Genomic DNA, 13434 nt, shown 5'->3' with positions numbered 1-13434 from the left:
TTGATGCTATCGAGCCGGGCCGGGGGTTGGCCTGCGGGTTTCCGGTGTGGTCAGAGCATCATCCCGCGCATGCGGTGGATCTCGTCGGTCTGGGTGACCGCGACGTCGTCGGCGATCTCCTGCACCCGCACGTCCGCGCCGGTGGTGCGGACCTGTTCGACCATGGCCAGCGCGCCCTCGTGGTGGGTGATCATCATCTGGAGGAAGAGGGTGTCGAACTGCTTGCCGCTGGCCGCGCGCAGGGCCGCGAGCTGTTCGGGGGTGGCCATGCCGGCCATCGGTTCGGCGCTCCCGTGACCGCCGTGGCCGCCGTGGGCGGGCGCGCTGGGGTCGACGGTCGGCTGGTCGAACTGGGTGAGCCAGCGGTTGAGCATGTCGATCTCGGGCTGCTGGGTGTCGCCGATGCGGTCGGCGATGCCCTTGACGTCCTTGGCGGCGGCGCGTTCGGGGGCCAGCCGGGCCATCTCGACGGCCTGGGCGTGGTGGACGATCATGTTCCGCACGAACGTCACGTCGGCCTCGTTGGGGGGCTCCTGCTCGTAGGCGGTGGTGGCCTCCCCGGGCGCGATCGTGCTGGCCTCGGCGCCGGGCTTGCCGGGAACGATCACCGGGGCCGAGTTGGCCGGCACGGGCGGGTCATCCTCCTGCTGGGTGCACCCGATGGCCGCGACGGCCACCAGTAACAGCGCTCCGACCAGCGGGAACACCCGTGGTCGTATCGTCGGATCCGTACCAACCGTCCGGCATGTCCGAGTCATGGGTAATCGTGTTCCGATCTGCCGAAGCCCAGTCAAATGGAGCTAGTTTATTCCTCACCATCCCGGTCATAATGTGGTCTTTCAGCAGACCGGAAGGGGTAAGTGTGGTGAGATCGACCCTGCGCGGGTGGCGGAGACGCGCGTTAGCCGTGGCTGCCGGGGCGGCCGTGACGGCCACCGCCATGGTGGCGGGAGTCCCCTCGGTGGCGGCCCAGGAGTTCCCCGCGCCCGACGAGATCGTCAGCAGCTCGAACATGAAGCAGGTGGCGCACCTGCCACCGACGGCGCCGCTGGTCGGCGGCACCGGCACCGACATCGCGTTCCAGGGACGGTACGCGTTCGTCGGCAACTACCTCGGCTTCACGATCTACGACATCAAGAACCCGAAGAAGACCAAGATCGTCAGCCAGGTGCTCTGCCCCGGCTCCCAGAACGACATCTCGGTCACCGGCAACCTGTTGTTCGTCTCGACCGACTCGCGGCGCAGCGACGACTCCTGCAACTCCACCTCCCAGAACGACGGCACGAAGCCGTACTGGGAGGGCATGAAGATCTTCGACATCAGCGACAAGTCCTCGCCGCGCTACATCAAGGCGGTGGCGACCGACTGCGGGTCCCACACCCACACGCTGGTGCCGGACAAGAAGGGGCGCAGCGTCTACCTGTACGTCTCGTCCTACAGCCCGTCGGCGAGCCTGTCCAACTGCCAGCCGCCGCACGACAAGATCTCGATCATCGAGGTCCCGCTGCGGCACCCGACCCAGGCCAGGATCGTCGCCGAGCCGAACCTGTTCCCGGACGGCGGCAACCCCGGTGACGGCAACCCGTGGCCGAACGGGACGTCGGCCACCACCGGCTGCCACGACATCACGGTCTACGCGGAGAAGGACCTGGCCGCCGGCGCCTGCATGGGTGACGGTGTGCTCTGGGACATCTCCGACCGGACCGCCCCCCGCGAGATCGACCGGGTCCAGGACGACGAGCACTTCGCGTTCTGGCACTCCGCCACGTTCAACAACGCCGGCACGAAGGTGATCTTCACCGACGAGCTCGGTGGCGGCGGCGCGGCGACCTGCAACGCCGAGATCGGTGACGAGCGCGGTGCCGACGGCATCTACGACATCTCCGGCCGCGGCGACAACCGCAAGCTCAACTTCAAGAGCTACTTCAAGATCGACCGCTACCAGACCGACGACGAGAACTGCGTCGCGCACAACGGCTCGCTGATCCCGGTCAAGGGCAAGGACATCATGGTCCAGTCCTGGTACATGGGCGGCGTGCAGGTGTGGGACTTCACCGACTCGTCGAACCCGAAGCGCATCGGCTTCTGGGAGCGCGGCCCGGCCGCGGACCCGGCCGAGGGCGGCGGCAGCTGGTCGGCGTACTACTACAACGGCTACATCTACTCGTCCGACCTCGGTAAGGGCCTGGACGTCCTGGAGATCAACGATCCCCGGACGAACAAGGCCAAGGGCGTGAAGATGGACGAGCTGAACGTGCAGACCCAGGGCCGCTACGGCCGCTGATCCCAGCACGTGGGAACCGGGCCCCGTCGGCGTCGCCGACGGGGCCCGCTCTCATTGGCCACGAACAGTGACGATCCACAACACTCCGCAGTGCCACTGGTCCGTTCGGGTGAACCGTGCCGTCCACAGAGGCCCCGACCTCCGACGGTGACCCGACGAATGCCCAGCGCGAGACACAACCGGCCCCCCGACAAGCGGGCCGAAATGCGTCCGGTACAGTTCCATCTCGATCACCACGGGCGATTAGCTCAGCGGGAGAGCGTTCCGCTCACACCGGAAAGGTCACTGGTTCGATCCCAGTATCGCCCACGCAAGGCCCCCATAATGCCTGGTAGTACCGGGTGCATGGGGGCCTTTCGCGTGTTCCGCGCCACCTCTGTCCGCCGAATTCGGGGTCGGTACGGGCTCATCGGGCAAGACCTGGGGTAAGTTGCCGGAGGCGCCTCGAACAACATTCGGGCTACGACGCTACCGCGAGCCGACGTCCTCTTGCCAGGATGGGAGAGGCCAGGGGTAGGTTCACGGAGTGTCGTCTCCTGGACACAGGGTACCGAAGCGCTGACCCGTTTGGGTGAAGTATGCGGTGCCGTTGACCGAAAGGGGTCTCCCAACCGTCACAGGGAAGGGACTCAGTCGTTCAACGACTGGGAAGGGAGAGAAGGGTAGCGACGATGCGCAACGACCACGTCACGCTCCGCTCAACGGCGGTGTTCGACCTTCTGGCTCCGCGGACGCCCGCGGTGCCGGTGAAGGTCGAGCTGCGCTACGACACCCGCGATCCGTACGCGGTTGTCGCGGCCTTCCGCACCGGCCGCGCCGGTTGGGTGGAGTGGGTGTTCGCCAGGGACCTCCTGGCCGACGGCCTGATCGCCGAAGCCGGCAACGGCGACGTGCGCATCCGCCCGGCGGTCGACGATCCCGAGGTCGTCGTGATCGAGCTGAGCTCGCCGTCGGGGCATGCGGTGTTCGAGGCCTCTGCCCAGGAGCTCGCCGACTTCCTCGACCGCACGTACGACGTCGTGGTGCCCGGCAACGAGCACCTGTGGGTGGACGTCGACGAGGCGCTCACACACTTGATCTCCACCGACCTGACCTGAGCGTTTCGGAAAAGGGGAACCCCCGTGCGAGGGGGTTCCGGGGGGTCGGCTAGAGTTTCGCTCACACCACGGGGGACGGGAACTTCCTGGCCGGCGTGGGGTTTTCGCGGACGTAGCGCAGCTGGTAGCGCATCACCTTGCCAAGGTGAGGGTCGCGGGTTCGAGTCCCGTCGTCCGCTCGAAGAGGGGTCGGTCTTCCCAGGACCGAATCCTGGCCCCTCGGTCCGAGCCTGGTCCGCCCGGGATACGCTCGGGCAGCCGGCGGAGTGGCCGAGTGGCTTAGGCAAGGGCCTGCAAAGCCCTGTACGCGGGTTCGATTCCCGCCTCCGCCTCGGGCGATTAGCTCAGTGGGAGAGCACTACCTTGACACGGTAGGGGTCACTGGTTCAATCCCAGTATCGCCCACCAGACATCAGCGCTGGTAGAAGCCTCGTTCCTCCTCGTGAGGAGCGGGGCTTCAGTCTTGCGTGGGAGACGAATGGGAGACGGTATCTTTTTTACCGTCCCCGTTCTCGATCATGAGCCTCGTGATCACCGGTTCGAGATGGGGGAACCAGCCTGTCAGGCGAGCACGTTCCGTAGCGGTGAGCGCGAGCAGGCTGGCGTCCCACCGCGCTTCCAGGGCGTCCAGGATCTGCTTGCGCATGACGTCGGTCACATGGTCGTAGATCCGGGCGACGCCCTTCATCTTCTGCCCCAGCCGCGCCCGACGCGCGACCTCAGGGACACCGTCCTCGGTCAGCCAGGTGGCATGGCTGTGGCGGCCTTCGTGGAAGGTGAACCAGGGCAGGATCGCGGGCATGTGATCATCGGCACACGGATCGTCCGCGTGGATGCCGTCCCAGGCCGGCCGCCAGTACCGCTGCCGGAAATTCGACCGCCGCCACGGACGCCCCTCCGGTGTGGCGAAGACAAACGGGTGGATGTGGCTGTCCAGCAGCAACTCGTAGAACGCCGCGATACTCGGTGGCAACTCCACCCATCGGGTACCCGCAGGGGTCTTGGTCCGGCCCTTCCGTGCCGCCGCACCTCGACGTCTCCGCACCGACGGGGCGGGCACCACAGCACAGGTCTCGGTGACCGCCGTGCCGTGCTTCTTGAGTACCCCGCCCACCTCCTTCAGCGGCGACCGGATGCTGATCGCCTTCTTCTGGGCGTCGTACTCGTGGCTCTGTTGCCCGGCCAACTCCCCCCAGCGCCCGCCGGTGTAGAAGTCGGCCAGACAGAGCGTGAACCCACCCAGACCCAGCCCGGACTCGTAGAGCCGCATCGCCGCCCGCAGCGCCTGCACCGGCGACGCCACGAGGCGCTCAGGCGCGTACTCACCCGAGGTGACCCGGATACCGCTACAGGGACTCGCGGGGATGATCCGCGCGCGCACCGCGGCGTTGAGAAAGGTCGAGAAGGTCGCGAAGACCGACGACACGGTCGACTCGGCATACTCCTCGTGGAGTTCGGACACCCACTTCTCGATCTCGATGTAACTGTTGAAGATCCCGATCATCGGCCAGTCCGACCACTGCGGCAGCAACTGGCTGTCCAGATGCGACCGGTACTTGGCAGCCGTCCCCTCGCCGAGGCGAGCACAGATCGCGCTCAGATACTCCTCCGCGAAGACACCGAACAGCGTCTCGGCGTCCCGAGGGTCTATCCACGTGTTGCGCCGGACCAGCGACTCCTGATCGTTGCCCCAGTTCGTCGCCGCGGTCTCCGAGGTGAAACCGGACTGGCTCCCCCAGGTCCCATCGGGGCGTTTGTATCGCGCCCGCCATCCGTCACCTCTGTTCTCGGCGTGTGCCATCGTCTCCTACTCTCCCGTGGTGTGAGCCATTGTTCACGCCGCTCCCGGTCGGGAACGACGTGCTCGCGAGACCTGTCTTGTCATCTCGAGGATTTCTGCGATATCGTCTCGGCCGAATCGGTAGTGTTTTCCGATTCGGTGGTGTGGAATTCGATTGGATGCCGCGAGGTCCCGCAGGGTACGCGGCGACATACGGAACAGCTCAGCCAACTGCTCCGCAGTGAGTAATTCCTCTGAGGACACCGGAGACCGCGCCACAAGTTCACGGATCGCGGCAGCTAGTTCCTGCACACTCCAGATCAGATTGTCGTACTGGCCGTCAGGCACAACCTCCTTCTTTGTCGTTGACAGTCGATCGACGGCGGGATCCATGAATCTTCTGTGGACACGTCACTGGATCCGCTCGTAACGGCGTCAGTCAAACCGGCCCCCGAACCTGTTGTGTATTCGGGGAGTGGCTCAACGCAGCACGCCTCACGGCGCGTCAGCCGTTTCGATGAGCGGGCTTTACCCTGGAGCATGCTGGAGGTTCAGCACCGCGAGGTGGTAGACCCAGACCCCACAGCGGGAACTCGGTGGAGGCGCCGGCCGGCGGCACTCTGCTGGTCCCGTCCGGGGCGGACCTGTTCCGCGAACCGGGGTTCGATGTCGTCTCCGAGCCTGGTGGTCCTGCGCTACACGAACACGGACCCCGAGGATTCTCCGAACCGATCGTAGCCACACCCGCACTGGCCATCTGACCAGTTTGGTCAGTACGAGAACGCGCACGCGGCGACACCCGTTCCCTGACCGCGACGAACGCTCGCCGAACAGGTCGGTGACGACACGACGCACCGAGGGTACCCCGGGCCGCACCGTGTCGAGGCCGCTCGCCCTGGATCTGTGGGGTGTTTACCGGACGCGGATTTGGGTCCCTCAGTCCTATACTGCGCGGAAGCGGCGGTGTCCCGTTGAGCCGGGCCGCCACCTCACTAGCTCACTTCGCTGTAAGCAGGAAAACCAGGAGAGGAGGATGGACAGTCCGCGCCCTGCTGCCGCGCCCCAGCTCGCTCATCCCGGGTCCATCTTCTTCGACCCGTGGTCTGTCGTTGGCGATTCGAGTAACCCATTTTGGGGGGTCGATTGTATCTGAACGGGATACACGGAGAACTGTGCGACCTGGTGCAACAGCTTCGACGAAACGCGGGCCTCACCCAGCGTGAGCTGGCCGACCGCGCCAGCATGAGCGTGGCGGGACTGCGGGACCTGGAACAGGGACGAGTCAAGCGCCCGAGAGTCAGCACTCTACGCCGGATCGCCGAAGCCGTAGAGCTGTCCCCGGTCGAAGCCCGGGAGTTGGTACGCCTCGGCTCCCAAGGCCCGGTGTTGGCTCAGGACCTTCGCATCTGTGTGCTCGGGTCGCAGTCGATCTCGGTCGACGGCGAGCACGTGAACCTCAGCTCGGAACGACAACGCACGTACCTCGGGCTGCTCGCGATCTCGCCCGGCGTCCCCGTCAGTCTGGATCGTCTGGTCGATGCCACCAGAAGCGAGCGGTCGCCCATCACGGTGAGCCTTGTCCGCTCGCACATGTCCCGCCTGCGCAGGCGCATCCAGCCCAGAGAACGGAGGAAGCCGGTTCTGGTCGCGGTGAACGGTGGCTACGCGTTGCACGTGGAGGACAACGAACTCGACCTGCTGGCGTTCCGCCGGCTGGTGAGCTCGGCCCGGCGCGACTACGAGGCAGGTCGGACCGACGCCGCGGTGAACGCGTACCGGCAGGCCATCGGGCTGCGCCGGGACACCCCGTTGGTGGACCTGCCGGGGTTGCAGGAACTCCCCGCACTGGCGGAGCTGCGGCGCGAACTGGAGACGGTGCTGCTGGAGTACGCCGACGCGGCGACCAGCACCGGCAGGCATGAGGAGGTGCTCACGCCGCTGTACCGACTGGTCGAGTCCAACGCGCTGGACGAGTCCGCCCATGCCCGGCTGATGACCGCGCTGGCGGGCTCCGGCCAGCCAGCCGAAGCGCTGGAGCTGTTCGAGTCCCTGCGCAGGCAACTCGCCGACGAGCTCGGCATCGATCCTGGCTCGTTGGTGCGCGAGCGACACCAGGCGATCCTGCGTGGCCTTCCGCCGCGGGTACAGCCTGGTCCGGCGACCGTGCCGGCACCAGCCGACCGGGACCGTCCGGTGCCGACCCAGCTCCCGGCCGACGTCTACGGTTTCACCGGCCGGACCCAGGAGATCGAACACCTCACCGCGCTGCTGGACCACGGCTTGGCGCAGCCCGCAGTAGTGATCGCGATGCTCCTGGGCCGGCCGGGCGTCGGCAAGTCCAGCCTTGCCGTGCACTGGGGACACCAGGTCGCCAAGCGGTTCTCCGATGGGCAGTTGTACGCCGTACTCGGCAAGAGCGCTCCTGACGACGTGTTGCACAGCTTCCTGCTGGCGTTGGGTGTCGGCGCGGGCCAGGTGCCGGACAGCCGCATCGACCGGTCGGCTTTGTTGCGCAGCCTGCTCACCGGTAGGCAGGTGCTGATGGTCCTGGACAACGCGACCAGCGCGGACCAGGTGCGGCCGCTGCTCCCCGGCTCCCGCGGTTGCGCAGCGCTGATCACCAGCCAGGATCCACTGGTGGGGCTGGTCGCCGCGGAAGCGGCGCGCCCGATCATCGTGGACCGGTTGACCGATCCGGACGCGCTGAGGCTGTTGCAGCGCAGGCTCGGTCCGGCCCGGACCATGGCCGAACCGGACGCCGTACGCAAGATTCTTCAGCGATGCGAGGGGTTGCCGGCGGTTCTGGTGGCGGTGGCGGCCCGGGCGCTCACCGATCCATGGTTGTCGTTGTCCTCGCTCGCCGAAGGGTTACGGACGGGGCAGTTGCCGGAAACCTGGTCGGCCGAAAGCCCGTGGCAGCAGACCTCGTGATCACCGGGCTACCGACGTGAGGTCCGGGGGACGGCGTAGGAAAACCTGTCCCCCGACCACGCGGAGCGGGGAACCACCGCCTCGAGGTGCGCGAGGTCTGCGGTGGACAGCGACACGTCCGCCGCCGCTACGTTCTCGGCGAGTCTGGTCCGGTCACGAGTTCCGGGAATGGCCACGACATCGTCGCCCTGGGCCAGGAGCCAGGCGAGCGCCAGCTGGCCGGGTGTGATGTCCCGTTCGGCGGCCATCCTCTTGAGCTGGGCGAGCCCGTTGTCATTGGCCGCCAAGTGCTCGCCGTGGAAACGCTGGTCAGGACGGCGATCGTCGTCCTCCCCCAGTTCGTCCAGTTTGAGCCTGCCGGTGAGGTAACCCCGGCCCAACGGGCTGAACCCCACCACGCCGATACCGAGGTCGCGCGCCAACGGGAGCGTGTCGTCCTCGAGTTCCCGCCAGAACAGCGACCATTCGTACTGAACCGCGCTGATGGGAGCCGTGTTCGCGGCCCGCTTCAACTCGTCGGTGCTGCTCTCCGACAACCCGAGGTAGCGCACTTTGCCCTCGGCCACCAGTTCGGCCATGGCCCCGACGCTGTCCTCAACCGGCACCGTCGGGTCGACGCGGTGCAGGTAGTAGAGGTCGATGTGGTCGGTGCGCAGCCGCTTCAGCGAGTCCTCGCAGAAACCGCGGATCCGCTCGGGACGGGCGTCGAGGCTGGGCGGGTCGCCGCGGTTCTCCCGCCAGATGCCGAACTTCGTGGCCAGGACGACATCGTCGCGCCGGTCCGCGACGGCACGGCCGACAAGTTCCTCGTTGTGCCCGGCGCCGTAGCTCATCGACGTGTCGATGAGGGTGACGCCGAGATCCGCCGCGCACTGGATCACTCGCACCGATTCCTCGTCGTCCGCCGGACCGTAGTCCTGCGACATCCCCATGCACCCGAGGCCGATGGCCGACACGGTCAGGCCGTGCCGGCCCAGTTCGTGGGTGATCACGACAGCCTCCCCGGCAGCGCGGAGTAGTTGACCACCAGGACGTCGCGGTGCGCGGGCTGGGCCGGGTCAATCGCCTCGATCGGCGTAACCTGGTGGTAGGTGCGCTGATCGTCCCCGATGAGCAGGTCACCCGGTTCGGACAGGGTGACGGTGCGCAGGAGGTTCTGCTGGTCGTCGTAGGTGGTGCTCTCGCCGCCGGTGATGTTGAGCCGGTCGATCAGCAGCGACCCGACGAACGTAACGCCGTCGCGGTGGCGGCCTTCCGGGGCGGGCTGCCCGATCTTCTCGCCCGCGATGATCCGCACCGGGTGCAGCTTGATCAGCCAGCGGTGGGTGTCGTCGACCGTGGTGAAGATGTCGCCGAGCGAGGCCAGCAGCCGGTGCAGCAGCGAGTCCCCGGTGAACGCGTCGGTCAGCGGCTCGTACACCCGGTCGACACCGCCGTTGAGGTGGTTGAAGAACTTCTCCTGCCGGTACGGCTCGTGCGGCAGGAGCACGAGCTCGTCCGTGCCGGGGACGTACTCGTACTGGCCGTAGCGCCGGTAGCGGTAGGTGCCGCCGTCCGCCATGAAGGTGTCGAGCCGCAGGTCCTCCCAGTTCGTGGCGAACCGGGTCCAGTCGGACGCGGTCACGCCGAGGATCTCGGAAAGCTCGGGCGAGCGCGCCAGGTGCTCGCCGCTGCCGCGCAGTGCGTCCACGGCGGCGCGCGCGGGCGCGCTCAGGGTGGTGTCGGTGTCCGACATGACAGTCCTTCCGGGGTGAGCCGCTGTTCGGTCGACCGTCCTCATGCTGCGCAGGAGAACTGACGGTCCCCGATCACCTGTCGCTCGGACCGGGCGCCCCGATCCGGCTGGCTGACGGCGTTGTGGCGGCGGTGCGGTCTGCCGCACTACGGGGGATGGACGCGGATTCCGTGCGGTTGCCGGCGGATGCCCCGGGCCCCGTACGGAACCCGTAGTCGGTCGCGCTTCACCACGGGATCGGAGGCATGACCAGGGTGGCCCACCACACGGGCCCGAAATAGCCGGCGCGCACGTGCGACGCCCGTGGCGGTCACGATGGAAACTCTGATTCGACTGGCCGTGGGGAGAAGTCATGACGGTGCGCCCCTGGACTGACGCGAGTCCACCTCGCGACATCCGGTCTGGCTCGGCCGAGCCACTCTCGTTCGCGCAGGAGGGTATCTGGCTCGCCGACCAGCTTCGTCCGGACGAGGCGGCCTGCACGATCCCCGTGGTGGTGCGCCTGCGTGGTCCGCTCGACGTGACAGCGCTCGCCCACGCGCTCGACGACGTGGTCGCCCGACACGAGATGCTGCGCACTGTCGTGCACGCCCCCGACGGCGTGCCGGTACAGGAGGTGCGACCCTACAGTCCACCCCTACTGTCCACAATGGACCTCTCTCGACTGCCGGCCGCCGAGCGCCTCCCCGCCGCGCTGACGGACGTGCGAGGCTCGGTCAGCCGCAGGCTCGATCTGGCTGAGGGGCCGCTGCGCGCCCGGCTCTATGGGCTCGACCCCGAGGACAACCTGCTGTTCCTCGCCGTGCACCACATCGTGTGGGACGGGTGGTCCGCAGGCGTCTTCTACCGCGATCTGACGGCGTTCTACCGGGGTCACGCACACGGGGAGGATGTCGAGCTGCCCGAACTGCCAGAGCGGTATGTCGGCTACGCGTCCCGGCAACGTGCGGAGACCAGCGCGGAGCGGCTCGACGAGGACCTCGCCTACTGGCGGGACGAACTCGGCACCGGCCTGGCTCCACTCGAACTTCCCGCCAGCGGGCCGTCGTTCACGCCCGACGGTCCCGCCGCCGGGCTGGCCGAGCACACGGTTCCCGCCCACGACGCGGCCCGGCTCGACGCCTTCGCCCGAGGCAAGCGGGTGTCGATGTTCATGCTGCTCGCGACCGCCCTTCACGCGGTGCTGCACCGGCTCACCGGCGCCACCTCGGTCACGACCTCGTTCGTCTCGTCGAACCGGGACCGCGCGGAGTACGAGAACCTCATCGGACTGTTCGTCAACCGGCTCGTGCTGCGCACCGACAGCACGGAGAACCTCACCTTTGAGGAACTGCTCGAGCAGGTCCGGGCCAAGACGCTGCGTGCGTTCCGGCACGCGGATTTGCCGTACGAACGGCTGGTGCGCGAACTGTGGTCGGACGCCGAGCGGGAGGTCGTCGGCCAGGTACAGGTCGGTTTCCAGCGCGAGACCGGCAGCTCGCAGCTGAATCTGCCGGGTGTCACGGCCAAGATGATCGAACTGCACAACGAGGCGAGCCGGGAGAGCATCAACCTCCTCGCCTCGGCGGAGTCGGGCAGCCTTGAGCTGGCGGCGGTGTACAACACCGCCCGGCTGGACCAGCTCACGGCGGCCCGGTTGTTGCGGCGTGTCGCGCTGGTGCTGATGGCGGGAACGACGGAGCCGACCTGCCGGCTGGCCGACCTGCCCGTGCTGGTCGACGGCGAGGAGGCCGAGCTGCGCCGCCTGTCCGCGGCGGAGGAACCGGCCGGCGAGCCGGACACGCTGCACGATCTGGTCTTCGCGCAGATCGCGCGAACTCCGGCCGCCGATGCACTGGTGGGTGACGGCCAGGTCGTCAGCTATCGCGAGCTGGGTGAACGGGTCGACCGGCTGGTGCGCATGCTGGCCGCCCACGGGGTGCGGCCGGGTGACTCGGTCGGGGTGCGCCTGGAGCGCTCGGTCGACTTCGTGGTCGCCGCCCTGGCGGTGCTCGGCGCCGGTGCGCACTACCTGCCGGTGGATCCGTCGCTGCCCGACGCCAGGACGGAGTTGATGCTGCAGGACACCGGATCGGTGCTGGTGATCTGTGCCGAGACCCCGACAGCTCCCCTCCCCTGTCCCGTCCTGCGGCTGGCTCCCGGCGCGTGGTGGGCCGGCGACGATCACGAGCCGGGCGACCTGACGCGGCCCAAGGCCCACTGGGAGGACGTCGCGTACGTCCTGTACACGTCGGGATCGACGGGGACGCCCAAGGGCGTGCAGGTGCCGCATCGTGGGGTGGTCAACGTCGTCCGCCATCACCAGCAGGTCATGCCGCTGCGGCCGGGCGACCGGCTGCTGCACAACTGCCCGCTGGGGTTCGACATTTCGGTGGTACAGCTGTTCTGGCCGCTGGCGGTCGGCGCCGCGGTGGTGATCGCCACGCCGGACATGACGTTCGACCTACGCGGGATGGCCGAGTACGCGGCCGCCGAGCGGGTCACGGTGATGTACACCGTGCCCACGGTGCTCGGCAGGTACCTGGCCGAGCAACCGCCCGAGTTGCCGGAGCTGCGCGCGGTGTTCGTCGCGGGCGAGGTGCTGCCCCCCGACCTGGTGCGACGGGTGCGCCAGTACGCCCCGGTGCCGGTGTTCAACGGCTACGGGCCGACCGAGACCGCCATCGTCTCGCTGATGTGGATTGTGGGACCGGAGGACCAGTTGCCATCGGTCCTCCCGATCGGCCGCCCGTTTCCCGGAGTGCGCTGCCACGTCCTCGACGACCTACGACGACAGGTCCCGTTGGGGGTGCCCGGTGAGCTCTACCTGGGCGGCGAGTGTGTTTCGCCGAGTGCCGGCTACCTGGGCCGTCCTGGGCTGACGGCGGAGCGGTACGTGGCCGACCCGTACGGCGCGGCGGGTGAGCGGCTGTACCGCACCGGCGACCTCGTTCGAATGGGGTCGGACGGCACGTTGTTCTACCTGAGCCGCACCGACCGGCAGCTCAAGCTCCACGGGGTGCGACTGGAGCCGGGTGAGGTCCAGGCGGCGGTGACCGAACGGCCGGAGGTCGCCGAGGCGTACCTCACCGTCCGGGACGACCGCCTGGTGGCCTACGTCGTCGCGGCGCCGGGCCGGACCGTCAACGAGCAGGCCCTGCGTGCGGCGGTGGCGTCCCAGCTGCCGCGCCAGCTGGTGCCATCGCGGTTCATCGAGCTGAACCGGCTTCCCCTGACCCCCAACGGCAAGCTCGACGAGGACTCGCTACCGGATCCGGCCACGACCGCGCCACACCGGACCGAGTACACGGCGCCGCGGTCGGTGGTCGAGGAGACCGTCGCCGAGGTGTGGAGCGAGGTTCTGGGGGTGGACCGGGTCGGGGTACACGACGACTTCTTCGACCTGGGCGGGCATTCACTACTGGCTATTCGCCTGATCACGCGTCTGCGGGAGGTGCTGGGAGCGGAGGTGGTCGTCCGGGACCTGTTCACGACGCCGACGTTGGGTAGTCTGTCGGCGGTGATCGACGCGGCGCGCCGGGTTGCTGAGATGCCGTTGGTGCCGCGTGTCGGTGGTGGTCCGGTCGAGTTGTCGTTCGCGCAGTCGCGGTTGTGGTTCCTGGAGCAG

General features: G+C 68.0%; 9 protein-coding genes and 4 tRNA genes. 8 read left to right on the top strand and 5 right to left on the bottom strand.

Translation table 11 applies throughout. The features are described from left to right. Window positions 1-50: 50 nt before the first annotated feature. Entirely contained in the window at window positions 51-707 is a 657-nt protein-coding gene (locus BLA60_RS00065; RefSeq protein WP_245811766.1) for a DUF305 domain-containing protein, read from the bottom strand. Window positions 708-865: 158 nt separating this feature from the next. On the opposite strand from BLA60_RS00065, the gene BLA60_RS00060 reads away from it, so the two are divergent. The 6 genes from BLA60_RS00060 to BLA60_RS00035 all read left to right on the top strand — a co-directional run bounded on the left by BLA60_RS00060 (window position 866) and on the right by BLA60_RS00035 (window position 3789). Continuing rightward, on the top strand, window positions 866-2284 hold the full coding sequence (locus tag BLA60_RS00060) for an LVIVD repeat-containing protein (RefSeq protein WP_211288588.1): 1419 nt from the start codon (window positions 866-868) through the stop codon (window positions 2282-2284). A gap of 237 nt (window positions 2285-2521) precedes the next feature. Further along, a tRNA-Val gene (locus BLA60_RS00055) sits at window positions 2522-2593 on the top strand. Window positions 2594-2955: 362 nt separating this feature from the next. Next, entirely contained in the window at window positions 2956-3381 is a 426-nt protein-coding gene (locus tag BLA60_RS00050) for an SsgA family sporulation/cell division regulator (RefSeq protein WP_075123646.1), read from the top strand. A 106-nt stretch (window positions 3382-3487) separates the two neighbouring features. Beyond that, a tRNA-Gly gene (locus BLA60_RS00045) sits at window positions 3488-3560 on the top strand. A gap of 81 nt (window positions 3561-3641) precedes the next feature. Beyond that, window positions 3642-3713, top strand: a tRNA-Cys gene (locus tag BLA60_RS00040). Between the two features lies 1 nt (window position 3714). Further along, window positions 3715-3789 (top strand) — tRNA-Val (locus tag BLA60_RS00035). A 49-nt stretch (window positions 3790-3838) separates the two neighbouring features. Here the strand turns inward: BLA60_RS00035 and BLA60_RS00030 are convergent. Both BLA60_RS00030 and BLA60_RS46480 read right to left on the bottom strand, forming a co-directional pair. After that, window positions 3839-5182 carry a tyrosine-type recombinase/integrase gene (locus BLA60_RS00030; RefSeq protein ID WP_245811765.1) on the bottom strand — a complete coding sequence of 448 codons (1344 nt, stop codon included), beginning with the start codon at window positions 5180-5182 and terminating at the stop codon, window positions 3839-3841. A gap of 33 nt (window positions 5183-5215) precedes the next feature. Next, entirely contained in the window at window positions 5216-5554 is a 339-nt protein-coding gene (locus BLA60_RS46480; RefSeq protein WP_075130595.1) for a helix-turn-helix domain-containing protein, read from the bottom strand. 789 nt (window positions 5555-6343) lie between these two features. Here BLA60_RS46480 and BLA60_RS00020 point away from each other — a divergent pair. Next, window positions 6344-8092 (top strand): BTAD domain-containing putative transcriptional regulator, encoded by a 1749-nt coding sequence (locus BLA60_RS00020; protein WP_075130594.1) that lies wholly within the window; start codon window positions 6344-6346, stop codon window positions 8090-8092. Between the two features lie 8 nt (window positions 8093-8100). On the opposite strand, the gene BLA60_RS00015 is transcribed toward BLA60_RS00020, so the two are convergent. Both BLA60_RS00015 and BLA60_RS00010 read right to left on the bottom strand, forming a co-directional pair. Beyond that, on the bottom strand, window positions 8101-9084 hold the full coding sequence (locus tag BLA60_RS00015; protein WP_075130593.1) for an aldo/keto reductase: 984 nt from the start codon (window positions 9082-9084) through the stop codon (window positions 8101-8103). After that, complete coding sequence (locus tag BLA60_RS00010) at window positions 9081-9827, bottom strand: 2OG-Fe dioxygenase family protein (RefSeq protein WP_075130592.1); 747 nt, start codon at window positions 9825-9827, stop codon at window positions 9081-9083. Before BLA60_RS00010 ends, BLA60_RS00015 begins: the two co-directional genes overlap by 4 nt. Before the next feature lie 352 nt (window positions 9828-10179). Here BLA60_RS00010 and BLA60_RS00005 point away from each other — a divergent pair. Beyond that, window positions 10180-13434: non-ribosomal peptide synthetase (locus BLA60_RS00005; protein ID WP_154814029.1), on the top strand; the 3255-nt coding region annotated here is incomplete at its 3' end.

The organism is Actinophytocola xinjiangensis, assembly GCF_001921215.1.
Taxonomy (GTDB): domain Bacteria; phylum Actinomycetota; class Actinomycetes; order Mycobacteriales; family Pseudonocardiaceae; genus Actinophytocola; species Actinophytocola xinjiangensis.
The sequence above is the reverse complement of the archived record's forward strand: the minus strand, read 5'-3'. Positions and strand labels throughout refer to the sequence as shown.

Coding starts and splice junctions, on each gene's coding strand:
- BLA60_RS00050 (WP_075123646.1), top strand. CDS start 2,956: ATGCGCAACGACCACGTCACGCTCCGCTCAACGGCGGTGTTCGACCTT.
- BLA60_RS00030 (WP_245811765.1), bottom strand. CDS start 5,182: ATGGCACACGCCGAGAACAGAGGTGACGGATGGCGGGCGCGATACAAA.
- BLA60_RS46480 (WP_075130595.1), bottom strand. CDS start 5,554: ATGGATCCCGCCGTCGATCGACTGTCAACGACAAAGAAGGAGGTTGTG.
- BLA60_RS00010 (WP_075130592.1), bottom strand. CDS start 9,827: ATGTCGGACACCGACACCACCCTGAGCGCGCCCGCGCGCGCCGCCGTG.